General features: G+C 64.5%; 19 protein-coding genes. 7 read left to right on the forward strand and 12 right to left on the reverse strand.

Going from position 1 to position 18,970, the window contains the following annotated elements:
* Nucleotides 1-2 precede the first annotated feature (2 nt).
* A complete protein-coding gene (pcaH, locus tag NLN62_RS07135; protein WP_254108169.1) occupies nucleotides 3-803 on the reverse strand; it encodes a protocatechuate 3,4-dioxygenase subunit beta in 801 nt (266 codons plus the stop codon).
* Nucleotides 804-892: 89 nt separating this feature from the next.
* Here pcaH and NLN62_RS07140 point away from each other — a divergent pair, with 89 nt between their 5' ends.
* Nucleotides 893-1,822, forward strand: a complete 930-nt coding sequence (locus NLN62_RS07140) for a LysR family transcriptional regulator (protein ID WP_254108170.1) — start codon at nucleotides 893-895, stop codon at nucleotides 1,820-1,822.
* 67 nt (nucleotides 1,823-1,889) lie between these two features.
* On the forward strand, nucleotides 1,890-3,194 hold the full coding sequence (pncB, locus tag NLN62_RS07145) for a nicotinate phosphoribosyltransferase (protein WP_027524917.1): 1,305 nt from the start codon (nucleotides 1,890-1,892) through the stop codon (nucleotides 3,192-3,194).
* A 94-nt stretch (nucleotides 3,195-3,288) separates the two neighbouring features.
* On the opposite strand, the gene tcuB is transcribed toward pncB, so the two are convergent.
* Nucleotides 3,289-4,389: a tricarballylate utilization 4Fe-4S protein TcuB gene (gene tcuB / locus NLN62_RS07150; RefSeq protein WP_254108171.1), complete on the reverse strand. Its 1,101-nt coding sequence runs from the start codon at nucleotides 4,387-4,389 to the stop codon at nucleotides 3,289-3,291.
* Nucleotides 4,376-5,767, reverse strand: a complete 1,392-nt coding sequence (gene tcuA / locus NLN62_RS07155; protein ID WP_254108172.1) for an FAD-dependent tricarballylate dehydrogenase TcuA — start codon at nucleotides 5,765-5,767, stop codon at nucleotides 4,376-4,378. The genes tcuB and tcuA overlap by 14 nt, the downstream gene beginning before the upstream one ends.
* A 143-nt stretch (nucleotides 5,768-5,910) precedes the next feature.
* On the opposite strand from tcuA, the gene NLN62_RS07160 reads away from it, so the two are divergent.
* Together NLN62_RS07160 and NLN62_RS07165 are read left to right on the forward strand one after the other, a co-directional pair.
* A complete protein-coding gene (locus tag NLN62_RS07160; RefSeq protein WP_027524920.1) occupies nucleotides 5,911-6,591 on the forward strand; it encodes a GntR family transcriptional regulator in 681 nt (226 codons plus the stop codon).
* Between the two features lie 120 nt (nucleotides 6,592-6,711).
* Nucleotides 6,712-6,951: a hypothetical protein gene (locus tag NLN62_RS07165; RefSeq protein ID WP_027524921.1), complete on the forward strand. Its 240-nt coding sequence runs from the start codon at nucleotides 6,712-6,714 to the stop codon at nucleotides 6,949-6,951.
* A gap of 31 nt (nucleotides 6,952-6,982) precedes the next feature.
* On the opposite strand, the gene ybaK is transcribed toward NLN62_RS07165, so the two are convergent.
* The 8 genes from ybaK to mobB form a co-directional block, all read right to left on the reverse strand.
* Nucleotides 6,983-7,453: a Cys-tRNA(Pro) deacylase gene (gene ybaK / locus NLN62_RS07170; RefSeq protein ID WP_254108173.1), complete on the reverse strand. Its 471-nt coding sequence runs from the start codon at nucleotides 7,451-7,453 to the stop codon at nucleotides 6,983-6,985.
* A 107-nt stretch (nucleotides 7,454-7,560) separates the two neighbouring features.
* Nucleotides 7,561-10,326, reverse strand: a complete 2,766-nt coding sequence (gene fdhF / locus NLN62_RS07175; RefSeq protein WP_254108174.1) for a formate dehydrogenase subunit alpha — start codon at nucleotides 10,324-10,326, stop codon at nucleotides 7,561-7,563.
* Nucleotides 10,323-12,026 (reverse strand): NADH-ubiquinone oxidoreductase-F iron-sulfur binding region domain-containing protein, encoded by a 1,704-nt coding sequence (locus tag NLN62_RS07180; protein ID WP_254108175.1) that lies wholly within the window; start codon nucleotides 12,024-12,026, stop codon nucleotides 10,323-10,325. Before NLN62_RS07180 ends, fdhF begins: the two co-directional genes overlap by 4 nt.
* A 150-nt stretch (nucleotides 12,027-12,176) precedes the next feature.
* Nucleotides 12,177-12,458, reverse strand: a complete 282-nt coding sequence (locus NLN62_RS07185; RefSeq protein ID WP_254108176.1) for a hypothetical protein — start codon at nucleotides 12,456-12,458, stop codon at nucleotides 12,177-12,179.
* Nucleotides 12,459-12,555: 97 nt separating this feature from the next.
* Nucleotides 12,556-14,211, reverse strand: a complete 1,656-nt coding sequence (locus tag NLN62_RS07190) for an OFA family MFS transporter (RefSeq protein WP_027524926.1) — start codon at nucleotides 14,209-14,211, stop codon at nucleotides 12,556-12,558.
* 297 nt (nucleotides 14,212-14,508) lie between these two features.
* Nucleotides 14,509-14,772 carry a sulfurtransferase TusA family protein gene (locus NLN62_RS07195; protein ID WP_027524927.1) on the reverse strand — a complete coding sequence of 88 codons (264 nt, stop codon included), beginning with the start codon at nucleotides 14,770-14,772 and terminating at the stop codon, nucleotides 14,509-14,511.
* Nucleotides 14,773-14,817: 45 nt separating this feature from the next.
* Nucleotides 14,818-16,074, reverse strand: a complete 1,257-nt coding sequence (gene glp / locus NLN62_RS07200; RefSeq protein WP_254108177.1) for a gephyrin-like molybdotransferase Glp — start codon at nucleotides 16,072-16,074, stop codon at nucleotides 14,818-14,820.
* 9 nt (nucleotides 16,075-16,083) lie between these two features.
* Complete coding sequence (gene mobB, locus NLN62_RS07205) at nucleotides 16,084-16,611, reverse strand: molybdopterin-guanine dinucleotide biosynthesis protein B (protein WP_254108178.1); 528 nt, start codon at nucleotides 16,609-16,611, stop codon at nucleotides 16,084-16,086.
* A 132-nt stretch (nucleotides 16,612-16,743) separates the two neighbouring features.
* Between mobB and NLN62_RS07210 the strand changes: the two genes are divergently transcribed.
* Nucleotides 16,744-17,634: a formate dehydrogenase accessory sulfurtransferase FdhD gene (locus NLN62_RS07210; RefSeq protein ID WP_254108179.1), complete on the forward strand. Its 891-nt coding sequence runs from the start codon at nucleotides 16,744-16,746 to the stop codon at nucleotides 17,632-17,634.
* Nucleotides 17,579-18,262 carry a molybdenum cofactor guanylyltransferase MobA gene (gene mobA / locus NLN62_RS07215; protein ID WP_254108180.1) on the forward strand — a complete coding sequence of 228 codons (684 nt, stop codon included), beginning with the start codon at nucleotides 17,579-17,581 and terminating at the stop codon, nucleotides 18,260-18,262. The genes NLN62_RS07210 and mobA overlap by 56 nt, the downstream gene beginning before the upstream one ends.
* 23 nt (nucleotides 18,263-18,285) lie before the next feature.
* On the opposite strand, the gene NLN62_RS07220 is transcribed toward mobA, so the two are convergent.
* Nucleotides 18,286-18,585 carry a hypothetical protein gene (locus NLN62_RS07220; protein ID WP_254108181.1) on the reverse strand — a complete coding sequence of 100 codons (300 nt, stop codon included), beginning with the start codon at nucleotides 18,583-18,585 and terminating at the stop codon, nucleotides 18,286-18,288.
* Between the two features lie 125 nt (nucleotides 18,586-18,710).
* Here NLN62_RS07220 and NLN62_RS07225 point away from each other — a divergent pair, with 125 nt between their 5' ends.
* Nucleotides 18,711-18,965 (forward strand): hypothetical protein, encoded by a 255-nt coding sequence (locus NLN62_RS07225; RefSeq protein WP_254108182.1) that lies wholly within the window; start codon nucleotides 18,711-18,713, stop codon nucleotides 18,963-18,965.
* Nucleotides 18,966-18,970: the final 5 nt, after the last annotated feature.

The following is an 18,970-nucleotide window of genomic DNA, read 5'->3' on the forward strand; positions in this document are numbered from 1 at the left end:
CTTTAGTTTCCTTCCCGGCGATTTTCGAAATAGGTGGAGCGCGCCCCGCGCAGCACGACGTCGAAGCGGTAGGTGAGCGAATCGAACGGCGTAGAGGCGTTGAGATCGAGCGGGGCGACGAGACGGTCGAGCGCGTCCTTGTCCGGGATCGTCGTGAGGATCGGGCAGACCGGGATCAGAGGGTCGCCCTCGAAATACATCTGGGTGATCAGCCGCTGCGCAAAACCCGAGCCGAACACCGAGAAGTGGATATGCGCCGGGCGCCAGCTGTTGACGTAGTTGCGCCAGGGATAGGGGCCGGGCTTGATGGTGCGGAAGTAGTAGTAGCCGCTGTCGTCAGTCAGCGCGCGGCCGCAGCCGCCGAAATTCGGATCGACTGGCGCCAGATACGTGTCCTTCTTGTGCCGGTAGCGACCGCCGGCATTGGCCTGCCAGAACTCCACCAGCGTGTTGGGCACGCCGCGGCCGGTCTCGTCCATCACCCGGCCGTGCACGATGATGCGCTCGCCAATGGGATCGCCGTCCTTGGCGTAGTTGCGGATCAGGTCATTATCGAGCGGCCCGAGGTCGTTGTGACCGAACACCGGCCCGGTGATCTCCGAGATCGAGTTCTCCAGCGAAAGCAATGACTGGCGCGGTGAGCGCAGCACCGAGGATTTGTAGCCGGGCGCGTGCGCCGGCGGGTGGATGGAACGGTCACGCTGGAAGAAGCCGCCATCGCCAAGCGGCGGCGTGAACGGCTCGGGGCGGTTGAGGCGGGCGGCGTCCTGCGCGGCTGCGATACGAGCGGCCTGGGCGGTCATCTGGCGTTGTCTCCCTCTGGCGCCCGGTCGGGCGCGGCTTATCGGAGAGGATGCGCCGGCCTATTCTCAAGATAAATAGATGAATTATAATGTATCTCATGAAGGAAATCGATCATTTGGCCCTCGACGGCCATTCGCTGTCGCTGTTCCTCGCCGTGCTGGAAGAAGGTTCGGTGACGGGGGCCGCGACCCGGCTCGGCCTCACCCAATCCGCCGTCAGCCACGGGCTGAAAAAGCTGCGGCGCATCGCCGGCGATCCCCTGTTCGCCAAATCCGGTCGCGGTATCGTTGCCACCGCGCACGCGCAGGCGCTCGCCGCCAAGGCGCGCGCGCTGATCGACGAGATGCGGAGCTTTGCCGGCGGCGTCACCTTCGAGCCGAAAGCGGCGCTCCTGTCGCTGACGATCGCCGCCAATGATTTCCAGCGCGACCTGTTGCTGCCGCGCTTCTTCGGCCATGTCGCAGCCCAGGTGAAGAGTCTGAATCTGCGCGTGATCCCCTCGCAATCACCCTCGCCTGCCATGTTGCGCGAGAACCGTTGCGACCTCCTGATCAGCCCGCTGCCTCCGTCCGGCATCGACATCGTGCAGAAGCGCCTGCTGCGAGACCACTACGTCTGCTACTACGACCGAACTGCGCGTTCTGCGCCGGCGACGCGCAATGCCTATCTGGCCGCGCGCCACGTCACCGTGGTCTATACCGACAACGAGCGGCTCGACTTCGATCGCAGGCTTGCGGCAAACGGCTTCCACCGCGACATCGCGATATCAGTGCCGAGCTTCTCCGGCGTGCCGTCTTTCCTGCGCGGCTCGGACATGCTGGCGAGCATGCCGAGCCTGCTTGCGGACGGCCTGATGCGCGACTTCGCGCATGTGCACATTCCGCTCGCCTCGCGCGCCAGGACGCTCGCCGAGCTGCCGATGTTCATGGTCTGGCACCAGCGCTACCAGAAGGACCCGGCCCATCGCTGGATCCGCAGCCAGCTCGAGGCAGTGGCGACGACCGCGGCTGGGGCATGAACAGGGGGCGCCCTGCCCCCCGCCAAACCCACTGGTTGCGCCGCATCCGCCACGCTAGAATTCGGCCATGACCGTGACCGATATTGCGAGCCGAACCTATAACCACAGCTGGCGGCTGGACCCGATCGTCCGCAGCCTGCTTGATACCGATTTCTACAAGCTGTTGATGTTACAGATGATTCGGGAATTTTACCCGGATCAGAGGGTGACGTTTTCGGTCATCAACCGCTCGCGCCATGTGCGCCTCGCCGAGATCATCGACGAGGGCGAGCTGCGCGCCCAGCTGGACCATGCCCGCACCATCCGCTTCACCAAGAAAGAGCTGATCTGGCTTGCCGGTAACACCTTCTACGGCAAGACCCACATGTTCTCGGCCGACTTCATCCGCTGGCTCGCCGAATTCCGCTTACCCGAATACGAGTTGCGCAAGGTCCAAGGCCAGTACGAGCTGCACTTTCACGGGCCGTGGACCCACACCACGATGTGGGAGATTCCGGCGCTCGCGATCCTCAACGAGCTGCGCTCGCGCTCGGCGATCAAGGGCCGCGGCCGCTTCGAGCTCGACGTGCTCTATGCCCGCGCCAAGGCCAAGCTCTGGACCAAGGTCGAGCGGCTCCGCCAGCTCGAAAACCTGAGGCTCTCGGACTTCGGCACGCGCCGCCGCCACGGCTTCCTCTGGCAGCGCTGGTGCGTCGAGGCGGTGAAGGAAGGGCTCGGACAATCCTTCATCGGCACCTCCAACGTCCTGCTCGCCATGGACAATGATCTCGAGGCGATCGGCACCAATGCGCACGAGCTGCCGATGGTGGCGGCCGCGCTCGCCAAGGACGACGAGGAGCTGCGCTTCGCGCCCTATCGCATTCTCGACCAGTGGCGCCAGACCTATGGCGGCAACCTCCTGATCGCGCTGCCCGACGCTTTCGGCACCAAGGCCTTCCTGCGCGATGCACCGGAATGGGTTGCCGACTGGACCGGCTTCCGCCCCGACAGCGCACCGCCGATCCAGGCCGGCGAAGAGATCATCAAATGGTGGGAGAAGAAGGGCCGCAATCCCAGGGACAAGCTGCTCGTCTTTTCCGACGCGATGGATGTCGGCTCGATCGAGGAGACCTACCATCACTTTTCGGGCCGGGTGCGCCTATCCTTCGGCTGGGGCACCAACCTCACCAACGATTTCGTCGGCTGCCCACCGGACGGCTCGGTCAATCTCGATCCGATCTCGCTGGTCTGCAAGGTGACGTCGGTCGACGGACATCCGGCCGTCAAACTGTCCGACAATCCGGAGAAGGCGACCGGCATGCCGTCCGAGATCGAACGGTATTTGCGCGTGTTCGGCGACGCCGGCCGTGTGCGCAAGGCCGTGCTGGTCTGACGCCTCGCGGAGAGCCCACGCCGGTCGCGCACGGCCCCGCGGACGGTCGATGCAGCATTCTTCGAGACGGTGCGAGGAGGCGTGAGCCGGCAGGCTAACTTGCTCTGCGCCGCTCCTGCGCGTAGCGCAGCAGGGCCGTGAAGCGGTAGATGCCGTGCACGAACTTGCCATAGGGCATGGTGATGAACAGCGCGAACACCGCGCCGAGATGCAGAGCCAGCAGCGGCCCCATCGCGGCAGTCTCACGCAGGACCAGCAGCACGAGGCCCGTGATGCCGGTCAGAAACAGCATTGCGATGAAGCCGACGTCCATCCCGTAGCGGCCCTCATCCAGCAGCGCAGGATCGCGGTCTCTCTTGGCAACAAAGAGCCCGATCGGTCCGACGACGAGGCCGATGCCCCCGAGCGTACCGAGCACAACCGGCAGGTCCCACCACGGATAGGGCGCTTCACGTCCGAGCAGATAGTGGTAGAGCGTGCCGACGCATGTCGCAGCAAAGCACAACAGGAAGCCGTAGAATGTGAGGTGATGGTAGAGCTTGCGGTGGTCGGTCGGACGGTCGTCCTCATTGTAGCAGCCGACGCCGCCGCCATGGAGATAGCGAAGCTCGCCGGCATCGCGGATCGCCTGAAAGATCGAGCCACCATCCGCGCGGCCGCCGATCGGCGCGCCGATGTCGCGCCAGAACGCGCGAACGCTCATCACCAGCGCCAGGATCGCGTAAAGGAACGCGGCACCGAATAGTGCCGCCATCGCGTTGTGCGGCATCAGCTTGTAGAAGGCGCCGGGGCCGGTGTGAACGCCGAATAGCACGTCGCGGTCGTGCGCGACCACAAAGCCAAGGATGAACGCGGCCATGCTGAGCGCAGCCATGACGCTGATGACGAGACCGTTGCGCGCGAACACGCCGGACAGGGCCCGCGGCCAGGCATAGGCCGCATAGGACTCCGCGCGGGCGACGGCGAGCGTCTTCGGGACGTTGACGTTGAACTCGTGCGGCGGCGAAAACTGGCAATCGACGTAGCAGGCGCCGCAGGCATGGCAGAGATTGGCGAGATAATTGAGGTCGCCGTCCGAAAACGCGCGGCGCATCTCCATGGCTGGAAACACCGCGCATAGGCCTTCGCAGTAGCGGCAGGAATTGCAGACCGTCATCAGGCGGTCGGCTTCGTCGAGAATCCTAGTTCCGTGCATGTTTCGCCGCTTCTTGTCCTGCGATCCGCCCGAACACGCTGCCGATGGTCATGCCCATGCCGGCGGCATAGCCCTTGCCCAACACATTGCCGGCCATGATTTCGCCGGCCGCGAACATATTGGCCGATGGCCTGCCGTCCTTCATCAGCATGCGCGCTTCCTTGGTCACGCGTGTGCCGAGATAAGTGAAGGTGATGCCGGGGCGCACCGGATAGGCGAGATAGGGCGGCGTCTCGATCCGCCGCGCCCAATGCGTCTTCGGCGGCGTGATGCCCTCGGTGCGGCAGTCGTCGAGGAGGGTGTGGTCGAAGGTGCCGGGACGCACCGCAGCGTTGAAATCGGTGACGGTCTTTTCCAGTGCGACCGGATCGAGACCGAGCTTGTCGGCGAGCTCGGCAACCGTCTGCCCTGCAATCGGTGGAAACAACGTCGGCATGAAACTCGTGACGACGGTCGAGTCGAAGATGATGTAGGCGATCTGGTCCGGCTGCGCCGCGACCAGCCGGCCCCAGATCGCGTAGCGCTTCGGCCAGAGGTCCTCGCCCTCATCGTAGAAGCGCTGCGCGTGCTTGTTGACGACGATGCCGAACACGACGGAGTCGTGCCGTGTGATGATGCCGCCGTCGAACTTCGGCGCCCGCGCATCGATTGCGACCGCATGGCACTGGGTGGGATCGCCGACTTCCTGCACGCCCTTGGCAAGCAGCATCTTCAGGATGGAGCCGCGGTTATAGGGCGTGCCACGGATCAGGAAATTGTCGGCGGCCTCGCCCCAATATTCCTTCAGCCATTCGATATTGGCCTCGAAGCCGCCGGCAGCGGCGACCAGCGACGTCGCGCGGATCTCGTTTACGGCATCGATCGGCCGCTTCAGACGCGCGGCCAGGAACATGGCGTCCTCGATGACGAGATCGGTGACCTCGGCATCATAGTGGATCTCGACACCGAACTGCTCCGCGGTGAGATACAGCGCATTGAGCATCGCCCGGCCGCCGCCGAGGAAGAAGGAGTTGGTGCGCCCGAGACTGAGCGTGCCGCCGAGCGAGGGTTGCCAGCGCACACCCTGCTCCACGATCCAGTTCAGGATGTCCTTGGACTCCCGGATCATGTGGCGCGCCAGCTCCTCGTCGGTCTGTCCGCCCGTGACCAGCAGCAGGTCCTTCCAAAACTCGTCTTCGGTATAAGGGCCGGTCAGGATCTCGGTCGCGGCATCATGGGCGCAGCGCATGTTGCGGGTGTGGCGCGTATTGCCACCGCGATAGAATTTGGGCGCGCCTTCCAGCACGATGACCGAGGCACCGCCGCGCCGCGCGGCGATCGCCGCGCAGAGCGCTGCATTGCCGCCGCCGATCACCAGCACGTCGTATTTTTTGCTCATGCCGCCTGCCAGGACCCCAGAGCCGGAGCGATTCCGTGTCTTACTGACGCTACCGCCATTGCGCACCTTTGTATACAAAGATATACAAGAATTGCGCAACGCTCCGCTTTGCATGGGAACGATGCGCCGGGATCGGAGAGAGCATGGCCAGGCGCCCGGCAAAGACAAGCGGATCGATCGATCGCGGTTCCGGCGTGGCGCTGGGCGAAGCCGTGTTCCGCTCGCTGTGCGAGGCACTCCAGGCCGGCAGCTACCGCGCCGGCGATCGCTTGCGAGAGGAGGAGGTCGCGCAGCGGCTGAACGTCAGTCGCACGCCGGTGCGCGAGGCACTGGGACGGCTTGCCGCGCGCGGCTTCGTGCAGCCGGCCGCGGGCCGCGGGCTGATCGTCCGCAACCTCGACATTTCCGAGGTGCTCGAGCTCTACGCCATGCGCGAGATCCTGGAGGGTGCGGCGGCGCGGCTCGCCGCCGAGCACGCCTCGCGCCCCGAGATCGACTCGATGACGGATATCGAGCAGGCTTTCACCGAACATTCCGCCGACGCTATCGAGATGGCCAGGCTCAACCGCGCCTTCCACGAGGCGATCTGCCGCGCCGCGCGCAACCGCTATCTCGACAGCGCCTCGAAGGAGCTCCAGGACTGGATCGCGCTGCTCGGCCCGACCACGTTCTCGGTCACCGGTCGGCCCTCGACCAGCCACAGAGAGCATCAGGCCATCATCAGCGCCATTGCCGCCCGCGACGGCGACAAGGCCGAAAAACTGGCGCGCGCCCACATTCGTGAGGCGCTACGGTGCCGGCTGAAGCTCCTGCAGAAACAATAGCAAGAGGTCACCGAACGATCGATCACGAAACCTTGTGGGAATGAGATCGCGGCGGCCGCGATCTCAGGGAAGAGCGGCAGGCTGTCGGAGCCTGCTGGAACATCTGCAAGGAGAGCTCCTATGACTGTCCGCAAGACGCATGCCGCTGCCCTGGCACTGACAGCGCTCGTGGTCGGCACAGTAGCATTTGCCGTCGCCCCCGTCGCGGCAACGGCCCATCCGATCGCCGGCGCGCGAGTTGCGCCGACGCGGCCCGCAGCACATGCCTATCAGACTCGCGAGACGCCCGCGCCGCATGTCCAGATGCCGCATCCGTCCGACCATCCCGATGGGACATTCCCGTTCATATGGCTCGGATGATCGAGCGGGAGCCGGACTGGTCCCGCGCTGATCAGGCAAGCACGTCTGCAGCCGCGGCTTTCAAGACGTCACGCACATCGCGCGGGCTGAGCCGCACTTGCAAGCCGCGTTGACCGCCATTGACGTAGACGAGGTCATGCGCAAGCGCGCTCTCCTCAACGGTCGTCACCGCGCGCCGCTGCCCGAACGGGCTGATGCCGCCGACCTTGAAGCCGGTGACGCGCTCGGCCTCGAACGGCTTCATCATCTGGGCCGACTTGCCGCCTGCGGCGGCCGCGAGCTTCTTCATCGAGACTTCCCGGTCGGAAGGAACGACGACGCAAACCGGCTTGCCGTCGACGAGCGCCATCAGCGTCTTCAGCACCCGCGCCGGATCTTCACCAAGCGCGGCAGCAGCCTGAAGCCCGATGCTCTCGGCGTCGGGATCATAGTCATAGGCATGGACGGTGAAGGATACGGAAGCGGCAGCGAGCGCGCGTGTGGCTGGGGTCACTTTGGACATGCGCCATCGTTTAGCACCGTCATTGCGAGGAGCGAAGCGCGGTGAACCGTATGGGCACACGCCTCGATACTCGCGCTGTCATCGCCCGCAATGAGAGGAGTACGCGCCTACTCCGCCGCGTCGCGCATTTCGACGCGCTCGGCCCTTGCGGCGCAGAACTTGAACTCGGGGATCTTGCCGAAGGGATCTAGCGCCGGGTTGGTGAGGAGGTTGGCGGCCGCTTCCGCGTAGCAGAACGGCATGAACACCATGTTCTCCGGCACGTCGCGGTCGGAGCGGACCTTGACCTCGACCGCGCCGCGGCGGGTCTCCAGGCGAATGAAATCGCCGGGCGTGAGCTTCTTCTTCCGCATGTCCTTCGGCGACATGAACGCCACCGCCTCCGGCTCGATCTGGTCGAGCACCTGCGCGCGTCGTGTCATCGAGCCGGTGTGCCAGTGCTCAAGCACGCGGCCGGTCGAGAGCACCATCGGATATTCGTCGTCCGGCAACTCGTCCGGCGGTATCACCTTGGCCGGCACGATCTTGCCGCGACCGCTCGCGGTCGGGAAGCCCGTGGTGAAGATGATCTCGTTGCCGGGCTTGTCGGGAGCGTCGGCCGGATAGGTAACAGCGCCTTCGCGCACCAGCCGCTCCCAGCTGATGTTCTTGAGCGACGGCATCAGCTCCGCCATCTCGCTGTAGACGTCGCCGGGACCCGAATAATTCCATGGCAAGCCCATCCGCTTGCCGATCTCCTGGATGATCCAGAGATCCTGCCGTGCATCCCCCGGCGGCTTGATGACCTGGCGGGCGAGCTGCACGCGGCGATCGGTGTTGGTGAAGGAGCCGTCCTTTTCCGCAAACGCAGAGGCCGGCAGGATGACGTCGGCGTGGAACGCCGTCTCCGTGACGAAGAGATCCTGCACCACGAGATGATCGAGCATGGCGAGCGCCTGGCGCGCATGCTGGAGATCGGGATCGGACATCGCAGGGTTCTCGCCCTCGACATACATGCCCTTGATCTCACCGGCGTGGATGGCGTTCATGATCTCGACCACGGTCAGGCCGCGGACGGGATCGAGCTCCTGGCCCCACAACTTCTCGAAATTACCGCGCATGTCGTCGCGGCCGACCGGTTGATAGTCGGGCAGGAACATCGGGATCAGGCCGGCGTCGGAGGCGCCCTGCACGTTGTTCTGGCCGCGCAGCGGATGCAGGCCGGTACCGGGACGTCCGACCTGGCCGGTGATCAGCGCGAGCGCAATCAGGCAACGCGCATTGTCGGTGCCGTGGACATGCTGGCTGATGCCCATGCCCCAGAAGATGATCGAGGATTTTGCGCGCGCATAGGTGCGCGCCACCTCGCGCAGGGTTTGCGCCGGGATGCCGCAGATCGGCGCCATCTTCTCCGGCGTGAATTCCTTGATCTTCTCCTTCAGGTCATCAAAACCCTCGGTGTAACCGGCGATGTACTGGTCGTCGGTCAGGCCTTCGGTGATGATCGTGTTGATCATCGCATTCAGCATGGCGACGTCGGCGCCGGGCTTGAACTGCAAATGCTTGGTCGCATGACGCGACAGCGTCTGCCGACGGGGATCCATCACAAAGAGCTTTGCGCCCTTCTTGGCCGCGTTCTTGATGTAGGTCGCCGCGACAGGGTGGTTCACGGTCGGATTGGCGCCGATCACCCAGATGACTTCGGCGTCCATCGCGGCCGCGAACGGCGCCGATACAGCGCCCGAGCTTAAGCCTTCGAACAGCGCCGCGACCGACGAGGCGTGGCAGAGCCGCGTGCAGTGATCGACATTGTTCGACCCGAAGCCGGTGCGTACCAGCTTCTGGAACAGATAGGCCTCTTCATTCGAGCCCTTGGCCGAGCCGAACCCGGCCAGCGCCTTGACGCCCTTGGTATCGCGGATCTTGACCAGGCCCTTGGCCGCGATGTCGAGAGCCTCCTCCCATGAGGCTTCGCGGAAATGGGTGAAGGGGTTGGCGGGATCGACCTGGTCGTTGGCATCCTTCTTCGCGTTCGGCAGCCGCACCAACGGCCTCGTCAGGCGATGCGGATGGTGGATGTAGTCGAAGCCGAAGCGGCCCTTGACGCAAAGACGGTTGTGATTGGCCGGGCCGTCGCGACCCTCGGCATAGATCACCTTCTCGTCCTTGACCTCGTAGGTCACCTGGCAGCCGACGCCGCAGAAAGGGCAGAGCGAATCGACCTTCCTGTCGGCATAGGTGACGCGGGTCTGGTTCTCGTCGAGCATCACGGCCGGCATCAGGGCGCCGGTCGGGCAGGCCTGCACGCATTCGCCGCAGGCCACGCAGGTGGACTCGCCCATGGGATCGTCGAAGTCGAACACGATCTTGGCGCCGGCATTGCGGTAGGCCATGCCGATGACGTCGTTGACCTGGACCTCGCGGCAGGCGCGCACGCAGAGGCCGCACTGGATGCAGGCATCGAGATTGACGCGCATCGCCGGATGGCTGGCGTCTGTTGCCCAGCGCTCGGCGGCGGGGAAACGGCTCTCGGTGACGCCGGTGGTTTCAGCCCAGTGCCAGAACTTCGAGTCCGGATCGTGCGAGGTCTCGCGCGCCGGCTGGTCGGCGACGAGCAGCTCCATCACCATCTTCTGCGCAGCGACCGCGCGGGCGCTTTCGGTCTTCACCTTCATGCCGACCGACGGGGTGCGCTTGCAGGAGGCGGCAAGCACGCGCTCGCCCTCGATTTCGACCATGCAGGCGCGGCAATTGCCGTCGGGCCGATAGTCGGGCGCCGGTGAATAGCAGAGATGCGGGATATCGCGGCCCTGACGTTTTGCGACTTGCCAGATGGTCTCGCCGGGCCTCGCCTCGACCTGCTTGCCGTCGAGCTCGAACGTAATCTTGGTCATTCGGCCGCTTCCTTGAACTCGTCAGGGAAATATTTGATCACGGTTGTGAGCGGATTCGATGCCGCCTGGCCGAGCCCGCAGATCGAGGCATCGCGCATCGCCTGGCTCAATTCGTCCAGCAGGGCACGGTTCCAGACCGGCCGCTGCATCAACAACGCCGCCTTCTGGGTTCCGACACGGCACGGCGTGCACTGGCCGCAGCTCTCGTCCTCGAAGAACTTCATCAGGTTCAGCGCCGCGGACCTGACGCTGTCCTTCTGCGACAGGATCACGATCGCGGCTGAGCCGATGAAGCAGCCGTATTTTTCCAGCGTGCCGAAATCGAGCGGGATGTCGTCCATCGATGCCGGCAGAATGCCGCCGGACGCTCCGCCCGGCAAATAAGCGTAGAACGTGTGGCCGTCGGCCATGCCGCCGCAATATTCGTCGATCAACTCGCGCACGGTAATCCCGGCGGGCGCGAGCTTCATGCCGGGATTCTTGACGCGGCCCGAGACCGAGAAGCTGCGCAGGCCATGGCGCTCATGACGGCCATGGCTCTTCCACCAGTCGGCGCCCTGCTCGACGATGTCGCGCACCCACCACAGCGTCTCGATATTGTTGATCAGCGTCGGCAGGCCGAACAGGCCGACCTGGAACGGATAAGGCGGCTTGTGCCGCGGCAGGCCGCGCTTGCCTTCGATGCTTTCGAGCAGCGAGGACTCTTCACCGCAGATGTAAGCACCGGCGCCGCGCCGCATGTGCAGCGTCGGGCCGCCCGCGGGAAGCTTCGCGATCTCGCGCTCGAGAATCTCGCGGCAGGCGGGATATTCGTCACGGAGATAGATGTAGACGTCGGAGGCCTCGACCACATGCGCGCCGATCAGCATGCCCTCGATGAAGCGATGCGGATCGGTTTCGAGATAATAACGGTCCTTGAACGTGCCGGGCTCGCCTTCGTCGCCGTTGATCGCCATCAGCCGCGGACCGGGCTCCCCTAATACCGCGCGCCATTTGCGTCCCGTCGGAAAGCCCGCGCCGCCAAGGCCGCGCAGCGAGGCATTGTCGAGCGCCTTCAAAAGGTCATCCTTCGAAAGCTCGCCGGTGCGCAGGCGATTGAGAAGCTTGTAGCCGCCGCCGGCGACGTAGGCATCGTAATCGACATATTTCGGCAGATGCGCGTGGGTGTCGCCGGCCCTCGCGGCGGCCAGCACGTTGCCTACGGTGGCGTGATCGACGAAGTTGTGACCAACCTCGGCCGCCGGCGCGGTGTCGCAACGGCCAACACAGGGCGCCCGCACCACGCGGATGCCCGGGCCGCTCGCGCTCTGGAGGTCCTCGAGCAGCTTCTCTCCGCCGAGCATCGCGCAGGTCAAGGAGTCGCAGACCCGGATGGTGAGCGGCGCGATGTTAGGCTCGCCCTCCTTCACGACGTCGAAATGCGCATAGAAGGTCGCGGTCTCGAACACCTCGGCAAAGCCGAGCTTCATCTCGTCGGCAAGCGCCGCAAGATGCGCCGCCGAGATCTGGTGAAACTTGTCCTGGATCAGGTGGAGATATTCGATGAGCAGGTCGCGCCGCCGCGGCCTGTCGCCGAGCAACTGCTCGATCTCATGTGCGGCGGTCGGGTCGACCTGCCGCCCCTTGGGCGTGGCCTTGGCTCGCTTCCGTCCCTCGCCCGGATGTTCGAACGAGCGGACCTGGTGCACGTCGTGGCTCATCGCTGCGTCTTGGTCCCTACTCTTAGAATGGCTCCAAACCTAGCCTCTGGCATGCCAGATGCCAAGAAGATTCTTGCGTTCCATGAAGCAGTTAAGGGGCATGTAGCCGCCGCTTCATGCCCCCAACATCCAGTTCCCTGGCACCTAATCTCAGCTCTTGCCCATGCAGTCTTCAATGTAGAACCAGCGGTCGTCGCCGGCGAGGCCCTTGGCTTTCACGTCCTTGCGGCATTCCTTGAGCTTGGACTTGTTGGCGCTCCACTTGGCCTTCATGTCCTTCAGCTTCTGGGCGGTCAGCTTGAGCTTGCCGGGCTTGGCCTCGGCGGCCGCTTGTGCCGGCGCTGCAGGCGCCGTCGCCGTCTGGGCTGAAGCGGAATGAAGTGCGCCGGCGACAACGAGCATGGCGGCGACACAAACGAGTTTGCGAACCATCGAAAATCCCCCGGATGTTCTTTTTCAATCGATCGAGAAAAGCGAAACCGCGAGACGCGCGCGCATGACGCACACCCCGCGGCAATTTCACAGAGGGTCAGAAGATCTTGACCGCGCTCTCCAACGTCTTCCATACGCCCCAGGCAAGGGGAACGCCGACGAAGGCCCAGAACAGCGCGGCCTTGGCATCCAGCCCGCCTGTGCCGATGCCGAACGAGCCGTGCTGGATCGCTGCTTCGCTCTTGGCGCTTGCGGCCTGGAGCTTGGCAACCTCCGCCTCGCTCATGTTCCACTTCGGATCGACCGGCTTGATCAGATAGTTGCAGATCAGGCCCGCGATCAGCATCGCGCACAGGATGTACATGGTGGTGTTGTAGAGCTGATCGCGCGGCACGCCTGCGGCGAGCTGGAATTCGCGGATGTAGTTCACCACCACCGGACCGATGATGCCGGCGGTCGACCATGCCGTCAGCAGCCGGCCGTGGATGGCGCCCACGAACTGGGTGCCGAACATGTCGGCGAGATAGGCCGGCACGGTGGCGAAGCCGCCGCCATACATCGACAGGATGATGCCGAAGCCGAGAACGAACAGCAGCTTCGAGCCCATCGCCGCAAACGTAGGCGCCAGCGCGTAGAGCACGATGCCGAGCAGGAAGAACGTGTAGTAGGTGTTCTTGCGGCCCATATAGTCTGACAGCGATGCCCAGAAGAACCGGCCGCCGATGTTGAACAGCGACAACAGACCGGCAAAGCCCGCGGCGATCGCCGCGATCGCGGTCTTCTGCTCAACCGAGAGCTGGCTGAAGGTCAGCTCGGGCAAGCCGATCAATTTGCCAGCGAAGATCTCCTGGAGCATCGGCGAGGCCATGCCGATCACGCCGATACCGGCCGACACGTTCAAGCACAGCACCCACCAGATCAACCAGAACTGCGGAGTCTTGTGCGCATTGTTCAGATGCACGTGATGCTCGGAGATCATCGATTTCTTTTCGCTCGGCGGCGTCCAGCCTTCCGGCTGCCAGCCGCTCGGCGTGACGCGATAGGCGAAGGCGCCGATCATCATGAAAACGAAGTAGATGACGCCCATCGTGAGGAACGTCTCCCAGACGCCGACCGAGGTGGACGTCTTGAAATAGTTGATCAGCAGGTTTGCCAGTGGCGCGCCGATCATGGCGCCGCCGCCAAAGCCCATGATCGCCATGCCGGTCGCCATGCCACGGCGGTCCGGAAACCATTTGATCAGGGTCGATACCGGTGAGATGTAGCCGAGACCCAGACCGACGCCGCCGATCACGCCGCAGCCGAGCCACATGATCCAGAGCTGGTGCACGTATACGCCGAAGGCGCCGATCAGAAGACCACCGCCCCAGCAGCAGGCGGCGACGACGCCCGCCTTGCGCGGACCGGCGCGCTCGAGCCAGCCGCCCCAGATTGCCGCGGAGACGCCGAGCAGCACGAAGAACAGCGTGTACATCCAGCCCAAGCTCGCGACCTTCCAGTCGCACGTCGTGGTGAAGAGTTCCTGCCACAGCGTGATATCCGCGCACGCCTTGCTCTGGGTGATGCCGATGGCGCGCGACAGCGGCAGCCAGAACACCGAGAAGCCGTAGGCCATGCCGATGCAGAGATGGATGCAGAGCGCGGCAGGCGGCACCAGCCAGCGATTGAAGCCGGCCTTCGCGACCGTATGCTCGCGATCGAGAATTCCCGCGCCAGCGCCCGAAAGTCTCCCAGCGCTTTCAACTGTAGCCATACAAATCCTCCCCTGCAGCCGCCCTTCTGAGCGCCTGCTGTTGCGATCCCGTTCCTCAGCCCGCGCGCCTCAGCTTGCTGATTGCTCCGCAAGTCATCCCAGAGATGCGCCAGGATCACGAGCGCACACGAAATGTCTAACCCCTTTGAGGGAGTTTTTATGCCGGACACCGACAGGCGATGTCCCTCCGCCCATCGAACCACGCGCAATCAATGCGGATAGCACAACTTGTGTGCCCATGCGGAGAGCCAATTGCCGGCGTGGCGATGCCGATAGACGAAAGTCGATAGTCGCAATCTAAGAGTGCAGTGCGTCATTCGCGCTTTCTATCGAGCCATTCGTCTTTTCTATCAAAAACACAATGCGCGCCTCGGTGCGCTCGGTGATCTCGACCTTGTCGCCTGTCTCGCGAACAAGGTTGGGGATGTCGATCACCGACAGGGGATCAGTGCAGTACACCTCGAGCTGGTCGCCAGCCTTCAACGGCTTCAGCGCCTTGCGCGTCTTCAAGGCCGGCAACGGGCATTTCAGCCCCGTAAGATCGAGAGTCGTTCTGGTCATAGCGGCACCATGGCGAGGCGGGTCGGGAGCGTCAATGCACGACGCTCAGATCAGGTTGGCGTAGGATAGAAATCCGATGCTCTGTCCGGGCTCGACCCGCGTCACCGCCTCGCCGAGTTCGACCAGCCCGTCAGTCTCGACCAATGATGACAACAGCCCGGCACCCTCGCGTGGAAACTTGATCGCCTCGAGCGTGCCGTCTTCGGCCTTGCGCAAGGAGACGCGGACGTATTCGCGGCGGCCCTCCTTCTTCTTGTAGGTGAAGGCGGCGCGCACCGGAATCGGCAGAAGCGGCTCCGGCAGGCCGCCGGCGAGCGCCAGCACCGTCGGTCGCACCACATGGACGAAGGTGACGAAGCTCGCGACGGGATTGCCGGGCAAGCCGATCAGCGGCGTGCCGCCGATGATGCCCATGGCGACCGGCCGGCCCGGCTTGATCGCCATCCGCCACAGCACCAGCGTGCCGATGCTCTCGACCGCGGCCTTGACGTGATCCTCCTCGCCGGTCGACACGCCGCCGGTGGTGAGGATCAGGTCATGCTGGCCTGCGACCTGCTTCAGACCATCCGCGAGCAAGGCTTGCTCGTCGCGCAAGATACCGAGATCGCTGACATCGCAGCCGAGCCGGCGCACCATCGCCATCAGCATGAAACGGTTGGAGTCGAAGAGCTGCGAGGGGGCGCGCGCATCGCCCGGCGAGACCAGCTCGTCGCCAGTCGAGAACACCGCGACGCGGATGCGCCTGACGACGTCGAGCGCGGTCAGGCCGAAGGCGGCGGCGAGCGCGACATGTTGTGGCCGCAAGCGCTGGCCGGCACGCAAGGCGACGTGACCTTGCGGAATGTCCTCGCCGGCGGGCCGAACGTTCGCGCCTCCCTTCAGCCCAGGCGGCAGAATGATCTTGCCGCTCTCATCAACACGCACGTCCTCCTGCATGAAGACGGTCTCGGCCCCCTTCGGCATCGGCGCGCCGGTGAAGATGCGTGCGGTATGGCGGGGCTTGATTGGATGATCGGCGGCACTACCGGCCGCGATACGGCCGTCGAGCGGAAACGCTTCTTCGTTCGCTTGCGGCAGGTCCGCATTGCGCACTGCGTAGCCGTCGACCGCGGAGTTGGTGAACGGCGGCAGCGGCAGCGGCGCGGCGATGTCGCGTGCGAGCACCCGCCCGTCGGCATCGACCAGCGCCACGGTCTCGATGTCGGCGATCGCGTTGACGCGGGCCGCGATCAGGCTGACGGCGTCGTCGACCGACATCATCGGCCCACCGAAGGCAAAGCAATCGTCGGACAGTTGCGCCATGATGCCTCGTCAGCGCGCAAGCGCGCTCTTCGCCATCGCCTCGTCGGCCGTCATCGCGGAGCGCAAGACAAGCGCGGCTACGGCCGGGATATCATCGAGATGGACCGTCGGCAGCCTGGTTTCAACCGCAACGTCGGCCGCAATCCCGACAATGCCGGGATCGTCGGGAAACAGCAGCGGCTTGCCGTTGGCAGCGCGGTACACCTCGATCTTGCGATGCGGCTCCCGCTTGAAACCCTCGACCACGACCAGGTCGACCGCCGACAGCTTTGCGAGCAGTTCCGGCAACCGCGGCTCGGCCGCCCCCCGCAGCTCATGCATCAGCGCCCAGCGATTTGCCGAGGACACCAGCACCTCGGCCGCACCCGCCTCGCGATGGCGCCAGGAATCCTTGCCCGGCACGTCGACGTCGAAATGATGATGGGCGTGCTTGATCACGGAGACGCGCAGGCCTTGCACGTTGAAATGTGGAATCAGCCGCGTCAACAAAGTGGTCTTGCCCGCTCCGCTCCATCCCGCAAGGCCGATGATTTTCATCACAACTCGATCTCCGCCAGCCGTATCACGCGGCTGGAACCGCCATCTCCGTCATTGCGAGCGGAGGCATTTCCTTCATTCCCTCACATGCTTATATCGGCCTGAGCCGAATGTCATGCTAACGTCGCACCCATGATGAAGATCGACAAAGCCCCGGTCCCCCTGATCGTCCCCAACCCGGACGATCCGCGCCTGACGCAGAGCGTCGTCGGCGTCGACCAGGCCGGCGCGAGGGTCGAGACCAAGGTGCCGATGGAGCGGCCGTTGACGCTCTATCTCAACGCCCAGGAGATCGTCACGATGATGACGATCGGCGACTATCCGGAGTATCTGGCGCTCGGCTATCTCCTCAACCAGAACATGCTGAAATACAGCGACGTCGTCACCGAGGTCGAATATGACGACGACCTCCAGGTCGTCGTGGTGCGCACCTCGCACCACACCAATTTCGAGGCCAAGCTGAAGAAGCGCACCCAGACCTCCGGCTGCGCGCAGGGTACCGCGTTCGGCGACCTCCTCGAAGCGGTGGAAAGCGTGGCGCTGCCGAAGGCCGAGCTGCGCACCTCCTGGCTCTACCAGATGACGCAGACCATCAACACCATGCCCTCGCTCTATCTCGAGGCCGGTGCGATCCATGGCTGCGTGCTGTGCAAGGAGGGCACGCCGCTCTGCTACACCGAGGATGTCGGCCGCCACAACGCCGTCGACAAGATCGCGGGCTGGATGTACCGCCACAATGTCGAGGCCGGCGACAAGATTCTCTACACCACGGGCCGGCTCACCTCGGAGATGGTGATCAAGACGGTGCGGATGGGCATCCCCATCCTGGTGTCCCGCTCGGGGTTCACCGCCTGGGGTGTCGATCTCGCCCGCCAGGTCGGGCTGACGCTGATCGGACGCACGCGCGGCAAGCGCTTCATTGCGCTCGCAGGCGAGCAGCGCATCGTCTACGACCAGAACCTCGCTTATGTCGAGGAAGAGTCGGCCAAGCACAAGCGCAAGGGTGAAGGTGGTGACGACTGAAACTCCACCGACCTTGGGCGTGCTGCTCGCAGGCGGCCTCGCGCGGCGCATGGGCGGCGGCGACAAGCCGATGCGCACGATCGGCGGCCGCACCATTCTGGAGCGCGTGATCGCGCGGCTGAAGCCGCAATGTGACGGGCTGATCCTCAACGCCAATGGCGAGCCTTCGCGGTTTTCCGCGTTCGGCTTGACCGTCGTCGCCGATGACGTGCCGGGCTATCCTGGGCCGCTCGCCGGCATTCTCGCCGCGCTCGACTGGACCGCGGCGAACCGGCCCGGCATCGAATGGGCGTTGAGCGCTGCCGGCGACTGCCCGTTCCTGCCACGCGATCTCGTGGCACGCCTGCACGCGGTTCGCACGGCAGAGAATGCACAGCTCGCCGTTGCCGCTTCCGGCGACCAGTCGCATCCGGTGATCGGATTGTGGCGCGTCGCCTTGCGCGACGAATTGCGCCAAGCCCTCGTCGTCGAAGATATCAGGAAGATCGACCGCTGGACCGCGCGGTATCCGCTCGCCACCGTGACCTGGCCGGTTCAGCCGCTCGATCCGTTCTTCAATGCCAACACGGTCGAGGACATCGCGGAAGCCGAGCGGCTGGCCGCGCTGGACGAGCATTCGGCTCAGTAAGATCGTGCCTTCTCTTAGAAGAGCTAAGGCTTGGGGAATTCCGTCAGCAATTGCGCCCACACCACCGCAAAGGCGATCAACCCGCAGAAGCCGAAAAGGGTGGTGAAGCGCGGCAGCCGGCCGATCGCGACGAGCAGCCAGGCCGGCAGGAAGAACACCCCGAAAATCATGCCGAGCGGGAAGACCGCGAGCCATTGGAAACCGGTGCCGTCACCCATCGGGACGTGCGCGATGGCGTAGAAGGTGTAGAGCCAGAACAGCGTGCCGGTAGCCGCGATGATAGCGGCGATCTTGCGGAAATTGAGCTGGGACGACAGGGGCATGGGCTGATCCTCGCCACATTAGTCGTGGTCGCAAGGCGGCAAGTTCACGGCGCCTTGACCGCCCTGAACCGCCTCGGGCCGGGCTGCGACCAACGAGCGTTCAATAGCTTTACCGGTTAACGGCGATGATCGAGGCGGTCTGGGGCTTTCTGGTTTTCCTTGTCCGTGCGGTCAACTTCGCGCTCGATATCGCGTGCTTCATCGCCGATGCGAGGTACCTTGCGCGGCTGGCCACGGGCGCCGAGAAGCTCGTCGAGGTCCCACCGGATCCCAAGCCGCTCGCACCCGATGCACAGCGCGCGCTTACCGGTGCAGAAGAGCGCGAACGCATGCGCGAAAAGGCCACTCAGGCCGCGAGCGGCACGGTCCAGGCGTCGTAGCCATA

The organism is Bradyrhizobium sp. CCGUVB23 (assembly GCF_024199885.1).
In the GTDB taxonomy this organism is placed as follows: domain Bacteria; phylum Pseudomonadota; class Alphaproteobacteria; order Rhizobiales; family Xanthobacteraceae; genus Bradyrhizobium.

Bases quoted from the DNA above. Each gene is read 5' to 3' on its own strand.
- pcaH (WP_254108169.1), bottom strand. From the start codon at position 803: ATGACCGCCCAGGCCGCTCGTATCGCAGCCGCGCAGGACGCCGCCCGC.
- NLN62_RS07140 (WP_254108170.1), top strand. From the start codon at position 893: ATGTATCTCATGAAGGAAATCGATCATTTGGCCCTCGACGGCCATTCG.
- pncB (WP_027524917.1), top strand. From the start codon at position 1,890: ATGACCGTGACCGATATTGCGAGCCGAACCTATAACCACAGCTGGCGG.
- tcuB (WP_254108171.1), bottom strand. From the start codon at position 4,389: ATGCACGGAACTAGGATTCTCGACGAAGCCGACCGCCTGATGACGGTC.
- tcuA (WP_254108172.1), bottom strand. From the start codon at position 5,767: ATGAGCAAAAAATACGACGTGCTGGTGATCGGCGGCGGCAATGCAGCG.
- NLN62_RS07160 (WP_027524920.1), top strand. From the start codon at position 5,911: ATGGCCAGGCGCCCGGCAAAGACAAGCGGATCGATCGATCGCGGTTCC.
- NLN62_RS07165 (WP_027524921.1), top strand. From the start codon at position 6,712: ATGACTGTCCGCAAGACGCATGCCGCTGCCCTGGCACTGACAGCGCTC.
- ybaK (WP_254108173.1), bottom strand. From the start codon at position 7,453: ATGTCCAAAGTGACCCCAGCCACACGCGCGCTCGCTGCCGCTTCCGTA.
- fdhF (WP_254108174.1), bottom strand. From the start codon at position 10,326: ATGACCAAGATTACGTTCGAGCTCGACGGCAAGCAGGTCGAGGCGAGG.
- NLN62_RS07180 (WP_254108175.1), bottom strand. From the start codon at position 12,026: ATGAGCCACGACGTGCACCAGGTCCGCTCGTTCGAACATCCGGGCGAG.
- NLN62_RS07185 (WP_254108176.1), bottom strand. From the start codon at position 12,458: ATGGTTCGCAAACTCGTTTGTGTCGCCGCCATGCTCGTTGTCGCCGGC.
- NLN62_RS07190 (WP_027524926.1), bottom strand. From the start codon at position 14,211: ATGGCTACAGTTGAAAGCGCTGGGAGACTTTCGGGCGCTGGCGCGGGA.
- NLN62_RS07195 (WP_027524927.1), bottom strand. From the start codon at position 14,772: ATGACCAGAACGACTCTCGATCTTACGGGGCTGAAATGCCCGTTGCCG.
- glp (WP_254108177.1), bottom strand. From the start codon at position 16,074: ATGGCGCAACTGTCCGACGATTGCTTTGCCTTCGGTGGGCCGATGATG.
- mobB (WP_254108178.1), bottom strand. From the start codon at position 16,611: ATGAAAATCATCGGCCTTGCGGGATGGAGCGGAGCGGGCAAGACCACT.
- NLN62_RS07210 (WP_254108179.1), top strand. From the start codon at position 16,744: ATGATGAAGATCGACAAAGCCCCGGTCCCCCTGATCGTCCCCAACCCG.
- mobA (WP_254108180.1), top strand. From the start codon at position 17,579: ATGTCGAGGAAGAGTCGGCCAAGCACAAGCGCAAGGGTGAAGGTGGTG.
- NLN62_RS07220 (WP_254108181.1), bottom strand. From the start codon at position 18,585: ATGCCCCTGTCGTCCCAGCTCAATTTCCGCAAGATCGCCGCTATCATC.
- NLN62_RS07225 (WP_254108182.1), top strand. From the start codon at position 18,711: ATGATCGAGGCGGTCTGGGGCTTTCTGGTTTTCCTTGTCCGTGCGGTC.